This window comes from Streptomyces sp. NPDC017520, assembly GCF_044329855.1.
GTDB lineage: Bacteria > Actinomycetota > Actinomycetes > Streptomycetales > Streptomycetaceae > Streptomyces.
In genome coordinates, this window is the sequence record NZ_JBIRKB010000005.1 from 183,787 (window position 1) to 200,146 (window position 16,360).

At 68.8% G+C, this 16,360-nt stretch carries 10 protein-coding genes and 1 pseudogene; 7 read left to right on the plus strand and 4 right to left on the minus strand.

Going from position 1 to position 16,360, the window contains the following annotated elements:
* Positions 1-67 precede the first annotated feature (67 nt).
* Together ACH4KB_RS14150 and ACH4KB_RS14155 are read left to right on the plus strand one after the other, a co-directional pair.
* A complete protein-coding gene (locus tag ACH4KB_RS14150; protein ID WP_398066230.1) occupies positions 68-1,048 on the plus strand; it encodes a metallophosphoesterase family protein in 981 nt (326 codons plus the stop codon).
* Positions 1,045-1,767, plus strand: coding sequence for a 4'-phosphopantetheinyl transferase (locus ACH4KB_RS14155; protein WP_398066231.1), 723 nt, complete (start codon positions 1,045-1,047; stop codon positions 1,765-1,767). The genes ACH4KB_RS14150 and ACH4KB_RS14155 overlap by 4 nt, the downstream gene beginning before the upstream one ends.
* Before the next feature lie 614 nt (positions 1,768-2,381).
* On the opposite strand, the gene ACH4KB_RS14160 is transcribed toward ACH4KB_RS14155, so the two are convergent.
* Positions 2,382-2,747, minus strand: a complete 366-nt coding sequence (locus tag ACH4KB_RS14160; protein WP_398066232.1) for a tetratricopeptide repeat protein — start codon at positions 2,745-2,747, stop codon at positions 2,382-2,384.
* A gap of 147 nt (positions 2,748-2,894) precedes the next feature.
* On the opposite strand from ACH4KB_RS14160, the gene ACH4KB_RS14165 reads away from it, so the two are divergent.
* Both ACH4KB_RS14165 and ACH4KB_RS14170 read left to right on the plus strand, forming a co-directional pair.
* On the plus strand, positions 2,895-3,860 hold the full coding sequence (locus ACH4KB_RS14165; protein WP_398066233.1) for a pirin family protein: 966 nt from the start codon (positions 2,895-2,897) through the stop codon (positions 3,858-3,860).
* A 693-nt stretch (positions 3,861-4,553) separates the two neighbouring features.
* Positions 4,554-5,684, plus strand: a complete 1,131-nt coding sequence (locus ACH4KB_RS14170) for a hypothetical protein (RefSeq protein ID WP_398066234.1) — start codon at positions 4,554-4,556, stop codon at positions 5,682-5,684.
* A gap of 412 nt (positions 5,685-6,096) precedes the next feature.
* On the opposite strand, the gene ACH4KB_RS14175 is transcribed toward ACH4KB_RS14170, so the two are convergent.
* A complete protein-coding gene (locus ACH4KB_RS14175) occupies positions 6,097-11,106 on the minus strand; it encodes a hypothetical protein (RefSeq protein ID WP_398066235.1) in 5,010 nt (1,669 codons plus the stop codon).
* A gap of 435 nt (positions 11,107-11,541) precedes the next feature.
* Between ACH4KB_RS14175 and ACH4KB_RS14180 the strand changes: the two genes are divergently transcribed.
* Complete coding sequence (locus ACH4KB_RS14180) at positions 11,542-11,694, plus strand: hypothetical protein (RefSeq protein ID WP_398066236.1); 153 nt, start codon at positions 11,542-11,544, stop codon at positions 11,692-11,694.
* Positions 11,695-12,027: 333 nt separating this feature from the next.
* The gene (locus ACH4KB_RS14185) at positions 12,028-12,417 is read left to right on the plus strand and encodes a lactate utilization protein C (RefSeq protein ID WP_398066535.1); all 390 of its coding nucleotides are present in this window, start codon (positions 12,028-12,030) and stop codon (positions 12,415-12,417) included.
* A 191-nt stretch (positions 12,418-12,608) separates the two neighbouring features.
* Here ACH4KB_RS14185 and ACH4KB_RS14190 read toward each other — a convergent pair.
* Both ACH4KB_RS14190 and ACH4KB_RS14195 read right to left on the minus strand, forming a co-directional pair.
* Positions 12,609-13,795 (minus strand): annotated as a pseudogene (locus ACH4KB_RS14190) (dihydrofolate reductase family protein).
* Positions 13,796-13,822: 27 nt separating this feature from the next.
* The gene (locus ACH4KB_RS14195; RefSeq protein WP_179887924.1) at positions 13,823-15,250 is read right to left on the minus strand and encodes a helix-turn-helix transcriptional regulator; all 1,428 of its coding nucleotides are present in this window, start codon (positions 15,248-15,250) and stop codon (positions 13,823-13,825) included.
* Positions 15,251-15,449: 199 nt separating this feature from the next.
* Between ACH4KB_RS14195 and ACH4KB_RS14200 the strand changes: the two genes are divergently transcribed.
* Entirely contained in the window at positions 15,450-16,094 is a 645-nt protein-coding gene (locus ACH4KB_RS14200) for an ATP-binding protein (protein WP_398066237.1), read from the plus strand.
* Positions 16,095-16,360: the final 266 nt, after the last annotated feature.

Consider the following 16,360-nt stretch of genomic DNA (forward strand, 5'->3'; position numbering starts at 1 on the left):
GTTCCCAGCGGCTCCCACCGTGCGGACGGAGCCGGACCACTGCCGACAGATCGGGAAATCAGCGCCCATGACGCCTCCGAGCGACCCCGCACCGCACGGTGCCCCCGCCGCCGTTCCCGCCCCCGGCGACGGGGGCCGACAGCAGAGCGCGGGTCGCCTGCTGGCCGTGAGCGACCTGCACGCGGCGGTGACCGACAACCGTGCCATCGTGGAGTCCCTGCACCCGACGTCCGACGCGGACTGGCTGATCGTCGCCGGCGATGTGGCGGAGACGCCCGAAGACATCCGGTGGACGCTCGGACTCCTCGCGGAACGCTTCGCCCACGTGATCTGGACCCCCGGCAACCACGAGCTGTGGACCCTGGCCAAGGACCCGGTCCAACTGCGCGGCCAAGCCCGCTACGACCACCTCGTCGAGCTGTGCCGGGACCTCGGGGTGACGACTCCGGAAGACCCGTTCCCGCTCTGGCCGGGCCCGGACGGGCCGGTGGCGATCGCGCCGCTCTTCCTCCTGTACGACTACACCTTCCGCGCCCCGGGAACGCACACGAAGGAGGAGTCGCTGGCCGTCGCGCACGAATCCGGCATCGTCTGCAACGACGAATACCTCCTGCACCCGGACCCCTACCCGACGCGGGACGACTGGTGCCGCGCCCGGGTCGCCACGACCGGCCGCCGGCTCGCGGCGCACGACCCCGGGATACCCCTCGTCCTCGCCGGGCACTGGCCGCTGGTCCGGGAACCCACGTCGGTGATGTGGTACCCGGAGTTCGCCCAGTGGTGCGGCACCGAACTGACCGCCGACTGGCACCGCCGCTTCAACGTCACCGCCGTCGTCTACGGCCACCTCCACATCCCCCGTACGACCTGGTACGACGGGGTGCGCTTCGAGGAGGTCTCCATCGGCTACCCCAGGGAGTGGCGCGAGAGGGGGCACCCCCGAGGCCTGCTGCGGCAGATCCTCCCCTACGAGGGACAACCCGCCCCACCGGCCCGCACCGACGCCGAACCCTCAGCACAGCGGCGCACCAGGGGAGGCTCCTCGTGATCGAGCGACTGCTGCCCGCCGACGTCTCCTGTGCCGCCACTCGCGCGGAGACCGTCCCCGACGGAACCCTCTTCCCGGAGGAGGAGGCGCTGGTCGCCAAGAGCGTGGCCAAACGCAGGAACGACTTCGCGACGGCCCGCGCCTGCGCCCGGCGTGCCATGGCCGGACTCGGCCTGCCACCCGTGGCGGTGCTCCACGGTCACCGTGGACGACCGCTGTGGCCCGAGGGAATCGTCGGCAGCCTCACCCACTGTGAGGGGTACCGGGCGGCCGCGCTGGCCCGCGCGAAGGGCGTACTGTCGCTCGGCATCGACGCGGAACCGCACGCCCCGCTCCCCGCCGGAGTACGGGAGTTGGTGACGCTGCCCACCGAACGTGCGCGGATCGGCCCGCCCGCGCCGGAAGGCAGGGGCGAAATCCACTGGGACCGTGTCCTGTTCAGTGCCAAGGAGAGCGTCTTCAAAACCTGGTACCCGGTCACGGGAATCGAACTCGACTTCATTCAGGCGGATCTGACGTTCCAGCAGGCCGGCGGTCGAGTCGGCGAGGACGACGCGCCCCACGGGGGTACCGCTGCCGAGGGCACGTTCGCGGCGCGTCTGCTCCTCACGGACCCGGCCCTGCCGACCACGCTGCGCGGGCGGTGGCGGATCGAGGACGGCATCGTCGCCACGGCCGTGCTGGTCCGGCCCGACTGGCGGGAGAGCGAGGCGGTGTGACGCCCGGTCGGCCGGGCAGCGCGAGGGCTGCGCGGTGGCGCTCGGTGGGCCGGGTCCCGTACCGCGGTGCCGTTCAGCCGGTCGTGGGGGCGGTGAGCGGGCGGCCCCGGCCCCACGTTCCACCGGCGAGGGCGGGAGACCGGGCGCGGAGGCCGTCATGGTGCGGGGGAGGGGACGTCGTGATCGCGGAAGCCGCCCTCCGTGCGGCGTGCCGCGTTGCCGACGATCCGTTCGAGGCTTTCCCGTACGTCGTGTTCCGTGCTCCCGTGCGGTGCGTTACGCGGACACCGTGAGCACGAGGTCGCCGTTCCGCGGGAGGAGGGTGCGGCCGGGGCGTTCCTGGTCGTCGGCCGGTATCGCGTAGGCGGCGTCGTGGACTTTCCCGGGCCCGCGTCCGTGGGCGCGGTCGAGGTCCTCCTTGACGCGGTACGCGGTACGCGTGACGGGTGGCCTCGGCGGCCTCGTACACCGATGCCCTGGTGCTGAGCCTCCAGAACGTGCCGTCGGGAGCCTCCAGGCCCGCGAGGAGATCGCAGGGTGTGCTGGTCCAGCTGTGGGTTCGAAGACCGGGCCCGCACCGAGTGGTGCGGGCCCGGCCGGTGACACGGAACTGCTCAGGAGCGCGTGGCTCCGGGGCCGAAGTCCCCGGTGAGGGCGGCGGCCATCCGCAGGTGCGGCACCGCGTCGGCGCTCCGCCCCTGGCGCTCCAGCGTCCGGCCCAGCATCAGGTGCGCGTAGCTCTCCACCGGGTCGAGCTCCAGAACGGCCCGGAGCTCCTGCTCCGCCTTGCCCAGCCGGGCGGAGTGGTAGTAGGAGCGGGCCAGCAGCAGCCGCGGAGCGACCTGCTCCGGCGCTTCCCCGACGAGTCCGCCCAGGATCCGTGCGGCCGTCAGGTACTCCTTGGCCTCGAAGAACATCTGCGCCCGGTCCCACCGGTCGGCGGCGGTGCCGAACTCGTAGTAGGTCTCGGTCTCGCTCACGTGTCCTCCTTCATGTGGTGCGGGCCGGCCCCGGACCGCCCCGCCGTACGTTCAGCCATGACAACAACGCACAATGGTTGAACATTCCACTAAAGTCCTGGCGTGGGACCCGGTGCTCCGCGCCCCTACGGGAATAGGTTGAGCGTCATGAGCAATCTCGATCGCCAGGCCACGCCCTCCGTCTGCGGAGGACGCGGCTTCGTCGTCGCCGAGCCCGTCCGTGAGCTTCTCGCACCCCGCCGCGTCCAGCTCGGCGAGGGCACCGAGGTCCGCCGTCTGCTGCCCAATCTCGGCCGGCGCATGGTGGGCGCCTGGGCCTTCGTGGACCACTACGGCCCCGACGACATCGCCGACGAGCCCGGGATGCAGGTCCCGCCGCATCCCCACATGGGCCTCCAGACCGTCAGCTGGCTCCACGACGGGGAAGTCCTTCACCGGGACAGTCTCGGCAGTCTGCAGACGGTACGCCCCCGCGAACTGGGCCTCATGACCTCGGGCCGCGCCATCAGCCACTCGGAGGAGAGCCCGAAGGAACATGCCCGGCTGCTGCACGGAGCGCAGCTCTGGGTGGCTCTCCCGGAAGCGCACCGCAACACCGAGCCGCACTTCCAGCACCACACGGACCTGCCCGTCGTCACCGCCCCCGGCGTGACCGCCACCGTCATCCTGGGCGAACTGGACGGTGCGGCCTCGCCCGGCACCACGTACACCCCGATCGTCGGCGCCGACGTGACTCTGGCCGGTGGCGCCGAGGCCCGCCTGCCCCTGGACCCCGACTTCGAGTACGCGGTCCTGTCCATGTCGGGCGAGGCCGAGGTCGACGGCGTCCCCGTGCTGCCCGGCTCGATGCTCTACCTCGGCTGCGGGCGCTCCGAACTGCCGCTGCGCGCCGTCTCCGACGCCGGGCTGATGCTCCTGGGCGGCGAGCCGTTCGAGGAGGAACTGGTCATGTTCTGGAACTTCATCGCCCGATCCGGTGAGGAGATCGTACAGGCGCGAAAAGACTGGGAGGAGGGCTCCCGGTTCGGCGAGGTGCGGGGCTACGACGGCGCCCGCCTGCCCGCCCCGGAGCTTCCCGCTACTCCGCTGAAGCCGCGTGGACGGGTGCGCTGACCTGCGGAAACCTATAGACGGTCTGGTCGTGCTTCCGCTGGCGACCGCCATGCTGGGCCCCGATCCGCCTTCCGTCCTGGTGCAGGGTGCTCGGGGGCCTATTGGATGTGAGAGGAGGCGCGTCGAGTCTCGTGTTTGAGCTTGTGTGTCAGGGTTCAATCGGATCGATGCTGACCTCTTGCTGACTTTCCTGATTGCCTGTCAGGTGGTGGTAGCCGTATGCCGGAAACCGGTCCCGGACGGAGCCGCTGAAGCGTGACTGGGTGCAGCAGAGCCCGGGCGTAAACTCGTCCGGCCGACTTCCGAGCCACCCTCGCCGAAGCCGGGAAGTGCCGCATCGGCTGGCTCCGGCGGGTGCTCACCGACGAGTTCTGGAAGTCGCCCAGCCAACTTCCAGGCCGCCTCTCAGCAAGCCAGGTCAGGTGTCACTTAACCGTGCAGCAGTCCCCCGCGCGGCCAATGTCGGTGGCAACGCCTAGGGTGCGGCACATGTCTGCTTCGTCAACTGAACTCAAGGCTGAGGAGCCCCTGGTGCCGTTGTACCCCTTCAATGCGCCAGGGGAGCCGATCACCCTCTACGACGGACCTATTGGCGCGGCTGGGGCTGAGGTGCCCGGGGTTGTCCAGTACGACTGCTCCCCGAAGCCCCGGATCTCTTGGCGGTTGCATACCGAAGACTATGACCCCACGTCTATGGACAGGACTGAGCTGAGTCTGCTCAACCCCGGCATCGAACTGCCGGTGTCTGCCAGAGACGCTGTGAGCGGCTGGTCCAACGGCACTTCTTACGGAGACCCCACCGCCCCGCTCGACCGTGTTATTGCCCACTGGTTCAATCTGCCCCGATGGCGTGGATCAGCCCACCTCGAGGCTCATGCTGCTGATGGGACGCCGCGACTGATATCGGCCGGACGCAGTGTGTATGAGGCGGACGGGTGGAGGATCACGCTCGACGTCCGCCCCGATCACAAGGCCGTCTTCTCTGATGTGCGCCAGGCCGACGTCTACGTCATGACTCACGTGATGGAGCTCCGTCGGTTGGACGGAGCCACGTTCACGGCCGCCGAGGTCGCCCCGGTTCTCAGTGCGCTGCACGTCGGACTGTCCTTCGCGCTCGGCCGGTGGGTCGCCCCCGCCCTGCCCGTCGGCCTGAACGACCAGGAGCATACGGTGTGGGGCCAGTGGGGCCCGATGCTCTGCGACCCGGCACGCCGCATCAGCTCCGGCTGGTGGTACACCGAAGACCAGAAGTCCTTGGCAGGTCTGCTGGCCTGCCTCCTGCCTACCTTCCGCGATTCCGGCAAGGGGCAGGCGCTTCGCCTGCAGATGCAGTACGCGATCACTGCCATAGTCGATCTAGGGTTCGTCGAGCAGCGGATCATGAGCGGAGCTGCCGGACTGGAGCATGTGATGTGGCAGGAACTCGTGCTCAGCGGGCGGTTCACGGAAGCCGAGTACACATCCCGCGCACGGCCGGCTCATGACAAACTGCGTATGGTCCTGACGGAGTCCGGGGTCGATCTTAGGGTGCGCGCAGACCGTCTGCCGGCAGCCGCTGCCTATGCGGCCAGACAGCGTGTAGACGGCACTCGGCTGGCGGACGGCGCCGACGTCGTCACCCGAGTCCGTAACCGTCTTGTGCATCCCAAAGAGACACAAGAGCCCGTCTACGGGGTGAAAGGACTGGTCACCGACACCTGGCTCCTGACCCGTCACTACCTCGCGCTGCTGGTGCTCCGCTCGATCGGCTACCGAGGCTCCTACCAGGATCTCTCCAGGACCAACAGGTGGGTCGGTGAGACCGAGCCCGTCCCATGGGTGTGAGGTCGAGCAAGCATTCAGGAGCCGACAGCGCTCTTTCCGGGCTTGGGGGCCCCTGCGGTCGTACGAGGTGCTGGGCGACATCGTTGCGGCTGATGTCCTGCGAAGTCGCAGCCTCGCGGATCGTGCGCTACCGCATCCTCGATTGATGACGGCGGCGTCCGAGTCCGGATTCGGTGACCGGAGGCCGACTGTGGCCTCCAGCCATGCCAACCTTCGACACCGGGATGAAGCCGCGAACTTGAAGGTGCCCCCTGTGGGAGATAGATGCGGATCAAGCACCTCGCCGGAACGTGCTCCCTGGCGCCGGAGCCGGTCCCCGCTGCGCGTGTGGCGTGCCTCTGCGCTGCTGCCGGTCGAGACCTGACGAACACAAGGCCGGCTGCCCCCGCGCCCCGGGGGCCCCGCGCCGGAGTCATTCCTCCATACGCTGCAGATCGGCCGCCCGGTGGTCACCTGCGGACGCCAACCCGTCGACGAGGCGTCGCCACCGTGCGATCTGGTCCGGTGTCATGGCATCCCGTGAGTGAAGCGTCCGGAGCCAGTCGGGAAGGTACCAGCACCTGTTCGCGGCGATGCGATGGTTGCCGTCGACCAGCCGCTCCGCCAGACGGAGTCCCGTGTCCCTCTGCCATGTGAGCGGGGCGCACTTGCCGAGTTGTGCGAGTGCATCGAGGGCCTTCGGTTCCTGACGGGCGAGTACTGTCCAGCGGTCCAGGAGGCTGGTGAGGATGTCGGGATGGAGCCAGTCCTGCCGGGCGCGAGCCAGGGTCGCGTCGATGTCGGTGTCACTTATGTCGATTTCTGGCGCGGGCAGGAGCGAACCCAGCGCGAGGCCGTCCCAGTGATGGCTGGTGCGTAGCCCGGTGCCGTTGCCGATGGCGTCGAGGGCGGCCTCCATGACGACGGGCCAGACGGCAGGGAGGGACGGGCGCAGGCCGTCGTCGTAGGTGAAGAGTACGGCGAGGTCGTGGAGGAACTGGTGGAGGGCGCGGCTGTTAGCGGCGAAGTGCTGTGCGTGTGCTTTGAGCGGCTCGGTGTTGCCACTGACCGCTAGGTCGACAATGACGCGCGCGCTTCGCTTGCTGTGCCGGTTCTCGTACCCTTCCTTGGCCCAGTGGTCAGTGGTGCGGGCGTGGGCGGCGAGCAGGGTTTCGGTGAGCCTGTTCGCCCGATCCACCACACAACTGTCGCTGAGGGATGCCGCGCCGGCGGCCACGAGCGGGGGGATCAGCGAGATCAGGTACAGCTGTTCCGTATCGACCTCGGGCAGCGTTCGCTCATAGGGGCCGTCGAGCCGGGGACGCTCCCGTGTGCCGGTCTTCGGGTCCCAGTCACCCAGTAGACAGCTCCGCAGTCCCGCCTCCGCGGCGTCTAGCGCCACCTGGTGGCGGCACGGGCCGGGCTGTCGGTCGGTGTCGCATGGCGCGGCCCAGACGTATTTGAGAGCCCGGGCGAACGCCATGCGCACCTCGTCGAAGTGGTTCGTGCTGCAGCGGGTCAAGACGCCGATGATCGCCTGCCGGTCGAGGACGGCGTCGTCGGAGGTCACCGCTAAGAGCGCCGCCAGGCCGGTCGCCGCGGACCGGTCGGCCCCTATCGAGTAGTAGGAGGAGGCGGCGTACCCGGTACGCTTCGGTTCGGTGATCGCCTCAATCAGGACGGTCGTCGCCCATCGCAGGTCGTCGGCCGGAACCCGGAGCCGTCCGCGAGCCTGTACGACGGCAGCGGAGGCGGCGACGGCGGCGATCGGGTCAAGCCGGTCGAGAGGAAGACCGGGTGTGTCGTCGCCCAGGGACCGCGCCTCGGCTATGTCGGCCAGAAGCGTGTCGGGAGAGGCGGTGCGACCGTCAGATCCAGCGTAGGTGTTCTGCAGGCGCAGGGCCCGGCTGGCCCGGTCGAGCATCTCAAGCTCGGGCCGCATGCGAGTCGCCAGCGGCTCGGGATGCTGGTACTGCACTGCCAGGTTGCCGGATCCGGCGGTTTCCAGGCGGAAGTTCTCCGGCCTGAACGTCGCTGCCCACACCCGCACCGAGGCGAGGAAGCGGTCGGCCTCCGAGCCGTCCTGGGAGTCGGCGACCATTTCCTCCGCGCGGCGGACGAGTTCCTCTCCGGTGGCCGCGAGCTCATCCACCCGGCCCTGGTCCCCCGAGAGGACCGCGCGCATGGTGAGTTCGGCGGCGACATCGCGAAGGCTGCTTCGGCGACGGGACCGCCCCACGAGATCGGGCTCGTCAGGGCCTTGCACGTGCAGTACTCCTTCACTGGCGACTCGTGCGAACTCCAACTGCCACACGTTCGAATCACGCATCCAGGGGATGAGTAGATCGCTGGCCTGTTCCAGATGGCGGGTCAGGAACCCGACGACCAGACCAGGCATGGCCAAGTTGTTGCAGTCGCGCAGCAGCAGCTCCACGACCCGGGCGGGGGGAATGCCGGCGATGGCCACGAGCTGGTCCGCCATACGCTCGACCGCGAGCAGCGCGCTCACGCATGGGTACGGTCCGACTGACGACCCCCGATACCAGACCCATACCTGCCCGTCCCCGATGCAGTGCCGGACCATTCCTGCCAGTTCCAGCTCGACTCCGGTTGGTTCGTCAGCAGGTTCCCGGACATCGTCGCCGTGGTTCCCGACTCGGACGGTCGCCGCGTGGTCGAGCATCCGGTTGATCAGCGCCAGAGCAGACACGGCGTGCGTCTTCAGCAGCGGCCAGAAGGGACCGCGGTACCACCCCGCCATCCGCTCGGTAAGGCCTCCGCGGGCGCGGTGATGTCGAATGCCGTCGTCGAATGGGTATGAGCGGGACCAGCCGTATCTGGCCTCTGCAGGGTCGTGCTGTTCGATGTAGTAGGACTCGGCCAGGGCCAGCAGCAGATCCGGCTGATGCCTCGCCATCTCCGTCGCAGCCCAGAAGCTCTCCACGGCGGGCTCGAGAAACGCACTGCGGTTGCCGGCGATTCTTCTGAGGAACGCCTCGGTCCGGCCGTCGAGGTCGGGACCGAGCATCGCCAGGGCTTCCACTGCGAATTCGTCCGAGTGCTCCGGATCAGATGCGAGCACGCGGTCCCGCAGCGACTGTCGGATCGGGACTGGCCCGCGTGTCTCGGCTTTCACCAGGCCACACAGCCACGCCAGCACCAGTTCGCGGACGCTGCTACCTACCTCGTAGGCGGTTTGTGAGCTGCTGTCGGAGCCGGCGTCGTGCGGGTGGCAGAAGGCCAACTCGACCAAGGGCGCGAGTACCAACGGGTCGCCGACACCATGGGACGCGTAACGCTGCATGGCCAGCCGGATCACCGTGCGCAAGCCGGCTTGCTGATCCGTCTGCAGCGCGGGCCACACGCGCCTGATTACCTTTCCGGCGGCACCGAGGGTGAGCACCGCCTCCCATGGCACATCCGACCACCGCTCGCCGTGGTCGGCCGCGATCCCGTCGAAGACGGTGCGCAGGTGGGCGAGTGCCCGTTCGACGTCATCGGTGCCGAGAAGATGGGCCTGGCACGCGACGCGGGCGGCACGCAGCCCCCAGCGCGGCGCGTCGGCGGTCGAGAGGAGAGCGAAGCCGTCCGTGACGAGCAGCCGCACCACCGCCATGTCCCGCACGAGATCGCTGGCGAACCGATCAGACGGACTCCAGGCGCTGGTCGCGCCGAGCGGTGCCAGCAGACCATCGGAGCGAAGGGAGGGCAAGGCGGTCGGGTTCGGTGGCACGGCGGTCTCGTGGGAGAGTAGCTGGCGCCTGGCCAGTGCCTGGAGAGACTGGTCGCGAGCGTCGGGGGAGGGGCCTCCCGCCGTCATCACCTCTCCACGGCGTACAAGGTTGCGCCAGACGGCGGCGAACAGGTCGGCCTCCGACGCCGCCCCTTGGGGGGCCGCCACGCCCGGGCCCGAGCGCAACAGCATGTCCACTAGACCAGGCCTGCCCAGCAACCACCGTGTCCGCTCGTCACCAGCCCACTGCCGCAGCTGCGGAAAGGCCTCGACGAGCCGCGTGATTTCGGCCGGAGTCAGCCGGGGGACCTCATGCTCGCGAACGAGGTCCTCAACGATTCCGCCGTCCCGTGTCACGCTCTCCGCAGCCTGAACGAGCACGTCACGTGCGGCTCCCGAACCGTCAGCACGGGTGACCGCCACCACGCCGAGCCCGGCGGCCATGGCCGCCCGCGCGAGGTCCGAGAGCAGCTGGGCACGTCCTTCCAACACCGACTCCGCGCCGTCGACTACCAGGAGACGCCCCATACCCACCGCAGAGGCGCCGAGCACCGCGGCGAGGCGGGCACCGAGCAGCGCCTCGAATCCCGCAAGCGTTGCGGGGATCTCCCGCAGGTTCAGCACGGTGATCGTGACTCCGTCGGCTCGCAGTCGCCCAGCGGTACGCAGGGCCAAGGCCGACTTGCCGGCGTCGGGCTCCCCGTGGACGATCAGCGCGGTCGCCCGCGAGGCAACCGCCCTCGCTTCGGAGGCCAGAGCGTCTCCGGCTTCGGCGCGCTCCAGTTCGAGGTTCGCGCCGACACTGGTCAACCGGAACCGCACGAGGTTCTCGGCCGTCTCTGACAGGGCGTCAAGGGCGCGCCACGCTGGGGCGTAGGACGGGGAGCGGTCGACGACCGCAGTCCCGGAGAGCTGTCTCCGAAGCATGCTTTCGGTGACAGCGGCCGCTGTCGGGGCGTAGCTCCGGGACAGTCTGCCCAGAGCTTCGAGCAGGGTGGCGGAGCCCTCCACGGAGGCATCGGGAACGACACTCCGCAGGCGGGCCACGGCCGCTGTACGGTCAGACTCGTCGGCCCCCTCCAGCCTCAGCTGCCACAACCAAAGCACGTGCAGGACTCGCCAGGTCAGCTCGGCGGCAGGCCTTTCGGTGCTCACCTTCGAACTGGTGGCCGCCTGAGCGATCAACGCGTCCAGATGGCTCAGCCGCCTGCGAACCGCTTCGGTCGTGCGTCCAGGCTGCTTTACTACCGCACGGAACGACTCCTCGTCGGGCTGCCCCTGTGCGATCACGGCCAGCTCATGCACCTGCCGTACGGCAGGACTTGTACTGGCCACAGCGAGCGCCAGCCGCCAACGCCCTGCGCCGGCCTCGGCCCAGTGATCCGTGACGATCTGCAGGTAGGACACGAGCAGGTCCGCCGTGGAGACGTCGCTGGTCGTGAATGCCGGGGCCCGGCGTACACCGATCGACAACCGCCGCTGTGTTCCGTCGGCCGTGTCTCCGACGACGATCAGGTCGTCCACGGGGCTGAAACTGCTGTCCTGAAAGCGTACGGACACCGGCGTGACGTCATCGCCCAGTGCCGGTACGGGATCGCCGAGGAGGAGGTGCGCCAGCAGGATGGCACCGAAGTCGTGCTCCAAGATCGTGCCACCGCCGCCGGTCGCGTACGGGCTGGCCACCTGCTCTGATGCGTCGCTCTCCACCATCTTCGCATGGTAGGACGCGCCACTGACAGCAATGGCGGCACGACGCCGCGTCTGTCAGTGCAACGGTCCTCTCAGACGAGAGGGGTATGCGATGGATGCGGCGATACATGAAGAACGTACCTACGTCCGTGGCCGCGTGCTATGGAACCCACACCGCCCCGCAGCGGAAACTCGGAATCGGTTGGATCGATCTTGAGCGGCGGGATGCTCCCACGAGTGGCCGAGGTAGGCCCGTGCCGATGGCCCGGCTGTTCCGGGGCGAAGAGCCGCCGGGCGGCAAGTGCGACCTGAAGACCCTCGTGGCCGGTGCCGGAATCACGCGCACGGGTTTCTACCCGAAGATGAACGGGGTTGGCACCGAGCGTCCCGCCCCGTGCCAGCACTTACCGAAAAGTTCGAGCGTCGCCCTGCGGCGATGCGCGACGCCGGGAGGCCGTGGACTCGCGGGACACTAAGATCGAGCGGCCCAGGGCCGAGGTGACCGAGTTGCGGGAGCGGGTCGCTGCGAGGGACAGGACGATCGTCGACCTGAAGGACTCCATGCAGAAGGCGGTGTCCCGACTGGCGCCGCCCAGCACGACGCCGTGAGCGAGGCTTGCAGGCCACGGCGCTGCCCCCGTGGTCGTCGCGGGCGACACTCCACTGGGGCTGATGGGACCGCAGACGAAGTGATGGCCTGTCGGCTCGTATCGGCTTCTGCTGCCTGCCCGTTGTTCTCTTGCCGGATCAGCCGATGGTGAGGTTCCTCTGCGCGGTGATGGCTCGGGAGTTGCGTGCCGTGGCGAAGGTGTAGAGGCCGGGGACCAAGGCCCACGTTCCGGACGTCCAGACGGTGAGGTCGTCGGTGGGGATGGTGAAGGTGAGACGCTGGCGGAGCTCGTTGCGCGTCTGGTCGCGGACCGGGAATCCGCGTACGTGATCGTGCCACCAGGACTACCCGACGACCTGCTCAAACTGGTCGGACCCCGCATCGAACGGGAAAGCACCCATCTCACGGCTCGCCGCCTCGACACCTTCGGAAGCGTGATCACGGGATGCGCACTCGCCCTAGCCGAGACAGGGACGCTCGTGCTTGACGCGGTACCGGACCAAGGGAGCCGAAAACTCACCCTCGTTCCCGACCACCACATCTGCATCGTGTACGAGCAGCAGATCGTGGGGTCGGTTCCCCAGGCCACAGCACGCTTGTCCCCGACCCGGCCCATGACGTGGATCTCGGGCCCCTCGGCCAGCAGCGACATCGAACTCAACCGCGTCGAAGGCGTTCACGGGCCCCGCCACTTCGACGTGCTCGTCGTCGCCGCGACCTGATCCTCCGTACGAGTCCTTGGTTGGCACCCGGGCCAGCAGTATGGGCGACGGCACCTGGCCTCAACTGCCAGGTGCTGTCGCCATGCGGCACTCTCATAAGGGTCGAAAGCGCTCCTAGAACGCACCACGAAGAAGTCGTGCTACGTCCTCAAGGCGCTTGCCGAGGGTGGGACCGTCCTGCCGCGAACTAATCAGAGCAGGTGGAGGTTCGGGGCCTGCGCGGCGTTCGCGTACTCAGGCAGTGCAATGACCGTTACGTCGGCCTCTTCGAGGAACTCAGTACCTTCTGCGCCTGCGACGAAGGTGTCGGGCTCGCTCCAGGCGGTGACGACGCGGCGGATGCCGGAGCTTTGAATGAGCTGGGCGCAGGGCCGAGAGCGGGATGCCCGCTGGGAACAGGGCTCCAGGGAGCTGTAGATCGTGGCGGTGGCGAGTCGGGCATCGTCGGCGGGGAGTTTGGCGAGGGCGCCTTCCTCGGCGTGGTCGTGAGGGTCGCTCTCGCGGGAGAAGCCGCGGGCGAGTTCGGTTCCGTCGGCCGCGACGATGACGGCTCCCACGCTGAAGGCGGTCGCCGAGGGTGGGCAGAGGGCGGCCAGTTCGCAGGCGAGTGCGAGCCAGTTCCGGTCCGCGGTGTTGGCCGTACGGCCGGTGCCGGGAGTGCTGACCGAAGGGGTGGGGCTCATCGGGGCTCCGTGGAGGTGTCTTTGGGGGCGTACGTCAGAAGTACCACGTCGCCGATCTGACGAGCCTCCAGGAGCCGGAGCCGGGAGGTCGGGCCGCCGGGGTAGCTGGCTGAGCCGAGCATCCGTACCGCGTCTGGCTGGCCGACCAGGAGCGGGGCGACGACGAGCTGGAGTTCGTCGGCGAGCCCTGTTTCGAGGAGCTGTGTGTGAATGGTGCCGCCGCCTTCGACCATGAGCCGGTTGACGGCGTACGCATCACCGAGGACATCGAGAACGGCGGGCCACGTGCCCTCCGCAGGGATGCTCTGAACGGTGGCCAGGTCACCGAGGGCGGAGCGAGCCTTCGCCGTGGCCGCGTCGCCGACGGCCAGGACGAGCTTGTCCCCGCCGTGGTGCCAGAATTTCCAGTCGGGGTCGAGGTCTCCCGTACCGGTGATGGTGACCTTCAGCGGGTACTCCGGCTGACCGGCTGCGATTCGGGAGGCCCTGCGATCCTCTGAGTTGACCAGGAGTCGGGGGTTGTCGGCACGGAGTGTTCCGGCTCCCACGAGGATGGCGTCGACGCCTGCCCGTACGGAGTCGACGCGGTCGAAGTCTTCTCTGTTGGAGAGCAGGAGCCGGGCTTCGCCCGGGCGGGTGTCGAGGTAGCCGTCGATCGAGACGGCTGCGGACAACAGGACGTACGGGCGGGGCACGCTATCTCCAGAAAGTGTGTTGGTGGGTCAGGCGGGGTGCAGGACGATGCGATCGAGCGAGGCTCGGAATTCGGCGACGCCGTCCTCGCTGGCTGCGGGGGCCAGCGTCTGGTCGAGACGGTCGAGCTGGTGGACGATCCGGGCGGAGCCGGTCTCGGCAGCGATGCCTACAGCCTGCGTACCGATTCGGGCGGCCAGGACGTTGTTCCCCGTCCCTGCATGGGCGCGAGCGGCACGAGCGAGGTAGACGCCCCTGTCTCGGCGGTACGCGGGTGGAAGCATCGCGATGGCGTTGTCGAAGCCGGCCGCGGCCCGCTCGTAGTCACCGAGCGCAGCGAGGGAGCGGGCTCGGGCTGTGTTGACGTACGCGGTATCGAGCCAGGAACCCCAGACGCCGTCGGAGTCCGCACGGGCGAGAAGGGCGAGCGCGGTGTCGTATGCCTTATGGGTTTCACTGGCCTCCCCGAGCACGGCATGTGCGTGAGCCTCGTGCAGAACAGCGATGACCTCCAGGCGGCTCCCGGGCCGGGCGGTGCGTCGGGCAGCGGTAGCGAGCCCGAGGGCGTCGGCGGGATGTCCGGTGTCAACGGCGAGTTGGGCCTTCCGGCCGAGAATGTAGGCCGTGAGGTCGGTGTCGCCGGTGATATGGGAAGCGTCCAGTGCTTTCGCGGTGTGACCGTGCGCAGAGCGTTCGTCGCCGATGTCCTGGGCGAACCAGCCTGCCAGCTCTTCGTAGCGGGTCTCCAGCGCGAGGAGTTTGACGGCGTCGGCACCACGGGCGGCTCGACGCCTTGCGGCAACGGAGACGAGATTCTGCTGCAGGGCGGGCAGCACGTGCCGAGGGCCGATAAGGTTGTCGGTCTGAATTATTACTCGGCGGAGCTGCGCGAAGTGCTCGAAAGGCGAGCCCATGTCGGCCAAATCGCTGTCGGCCGTCGCCGTCGTGGCCGGAACGGCAGCCGCGGCCAGTCCGGCGAGCCCGGAGGCGAGAACGACACGGCGAGGCACGGGCACGAAATGGATCCTTCCGTTGATTCGTGCGGGGACGACGACCAAGTCCATGTCGTCTCCGAGTGAGACTGCCTTCTCGGGGCCGCTCATTGCCAGAGGTCCCAGGCCGCTGGCCCCATGGCTCCGTGTATTGGCCTCATGAACCTCTATCTCGGCTCTGGACGTCATGGCCGAGGTGTCCTGTGGGGACTCGCATTCCGCCTCGTCCCAGTAGCGAACCAACGCGCCGGCGGCATCCAGGACCCGGTCAAGGACGACGGCCGCAGGCCGAGGCACGCGGCGCTCGGCGCGCTCGAAGCGCCCGAGATGCGAGCGGTCGATCAACGCCTTGCGAGCGAGCGCCTGCTGGGACAGCCGACGGGCCTCGCGGAACTGGCGTAGCTCGTACCCCCAGCGGTGCCATGGGCCTGCACCCGGAGTCAGGTCGTTCGGCTGTTGCCCCACGCTTCCCCCCTCACCCGCGAACTTCCCTCGTGCCACGGATTGATCCAACGAAGTCGGCCAGCTCCCGATGGGGCCTGTGGAGCCAGCGTGCGGGGCTCCATCCAAGGACTCCCGGCTGGGGCGCCCAGCCGTTTTCATCGTTGGCATGAGTTGGCCTCACGGTATCCGAACGGTCCGTGTGACGACTCGGATTCACGTCATGAAACGCGAGAGCCAGCGAACGCACCCCGCGCTCCTCTCCCAACCCGGGAGGCACACCATGTCCCAGGCGCCACACCCGCGTAACACGCTCGAATTGGCAGACACTCCCAACGCCGTGCCCTGGGCGCGGCTGCACACCGCCGATCTCCTTTCCTGGTGGGGCGTGCCCTCCGAGGCCGCGCAGACGGTACAGCTCGTGGTCTCGGAGCTGGTCACCAACGCCGTGCAGCACCCTCAGGAGGAGGGTGATGAGACACAGGTCTCGATCCTCTCCTCGCGCAACACGTCACAGACCTTCGAGCTCACGCTGGAGAAGCTCTGGGACGCCGTGCGGGTGTCCGTCTGGGACCGTGACGCACGGCCGCCTGTCCTCAAAGAGGTCGGAGTGGAGGCGGAGAGCGGGCGGGGGATCTTCATGGTCGCGATGATGAGCAGGGCCTGGGGCTACCGCCCGGCCGTGGGCATACCCGGCAAGGTGGTCTGGGCCGAGGTCGGACTCCTCTCAATTGGCCGAGTCGGTGAGGACGAGAGAGCCGTACGCCCTCCCGGTCGGCTGCCGTCGGCTGAGCCCGGAATTCCGAGGGCCGCGCCGACGGACCCGAACTTGCTCGGCCGCGTGCTCGTCGGTGTCAGGGAACGCTGAGCCGTGGCCGCGACAGACCGAGTCGGACCGGTGCCCGAGAGGACGAGGGAGCTGTCCTCCTGGGAGCGCCACCTGTTCGCCGGAGTGCGGATGGTGAGCCCGGACGAGCAGGCAGTGATAGCCGCAACGCCTCGCCATCGGCCGGACGGAGCCGCCCTCGCCCAGGGTTCCGCCGGGGTGAGGGTGACAGCTGATCACCCCGACACCGAGGCGAGTTCCCCACAAGTCCCCTCTCCGGCGCCGGGTGGTTTTCCCCTGCGGCGCCC